Genomic DNA, 1,007 nt, shown 5'->3' with positions numbered 1-1,007 from the left:
CGCCGCTAGCAAGCGCAGCGGGATCGAGAATTTTGCTACCAGCTGCTCCATGCCACCTCCCACTCTGGAAGTTCTACCGTCTGGCCAGCCAGCCCATGCGTGCAGTCACCCAGGTACTGGATACGGCCGTCAGTGACGAAGGAGTGGCAGACGAATGGTCGAGGCTCGACCTTCTCGCCAGCCATCAACGCCTGATGCTCTTCATCAGTCAGTCTTTGGGTGCCCCTTACCAGCACGGATGGCGTGAACGTCGGAGCCTCGGGGTTGCCGTTGTAGCCCCAGCGCGGGCCGGAACCTGACCCGACATGAAGGCTATGAGGCGCATCGCATCCTGTGCAGAAGAACCACAAGGAGCCATCCTGCGCCTGGCCCAGGCAGCGACCAATCGTCTTGATCGTCATGCCAGCGCCCTCCGCACGCCTTCGTCGATAACCTCAGCGGTGTACGGATTACCGCCGTTCTCGTGGACGATCATGCCCACCACCGCCTCGCGCAGCACCCGTGGGTCGGAGATGTCGATGGAGTCGCGCACACCTACACCGAGCCGTTTGGCGATGGCCTGGGCGTAAGCCAGGGTGTTGTTCTCGCTGGCCGGCGCCCAGCGGCTGATGAACTCGAGTGGGGTATCGATACCAGGTCGACCTATCCCGGGCATGCCATCCTTGCCACGGTAGTTGAGCAGAAGCTTGCCCAAGGCACGGATTCCGTTCTCGGCTTGGTCAAAGCGGGCGAAGCGCGGACTGGCCACGCCCACCTCCACGCCAAGCTGGCCCTGCCAAGCATTGCGGGGGCTGAAATCGATGTTGCCGGGGTTGTTGTTGCGGACGCCGCGGGGTGCAGTCATGGGTTTTCTCCAGGCGAAAAAAAGCCCGCGTTGAGCGGGCATTGGGTGGTTGCGAACGCCGTCAGGCAGCAGGCGTCTCAGGCTCTGGTGCTGGCTCTGCCGGATCTTTTGCGCTGATGGAGACTTTGGCGGTGTAGTCCTTCAGCACTTGGGCGACACAGAC

2 protein-coding genes are annotated in these 1,007 nt (G+C 62.5%); both read right to left on the bottom strand.

Annotation, left to right across the window (positions count from 1 at the left end; translation table 11 throughout):
* Window positions 1-35: 35 nt before the first annotated feature.
* Window positions 36-401, bottom strand: a complete 366-nt coding sequence (locus APH30_RS27295; RefSeq protein WP_054914260.1) for a DUF6527 family protein — start codon at window positions 399-401, stop codon at window positions 36-38.
* Window positions 398-844: a structural protein P5 gene (locus APH30_RS27290; protein ID WP_054914259.1), complete on the bottom strand. Its 447-nt coding sequence runs from the start codon at window positions 842-844 to the stop codon at window positions 398-400. The genes APH30_RS27295 and APH30_RS27290 overlap by 4 nt, the downstream gene beginning before the upstream one ends.
* Window positions 845-1,007 lie beyond the last annotated feature (163 nt).

It is taken from the genome of Pseudomonas sp. NBRC 111127, assembly GCF_001320345.1.
GTDB classification, from domain to species: Bacteria; Pseudomonadota; Gammaproteobacteria; order Pseudomonadales; family Pseudomonadaceae; genus Aquipseudomonas; species Aquipseudomonas juntendi.
The sequence above is the reverse complement of the archived record's forward strand: the minus strand, read 5'-3'. Positions and strand labels throughout refer to the sequence as shown.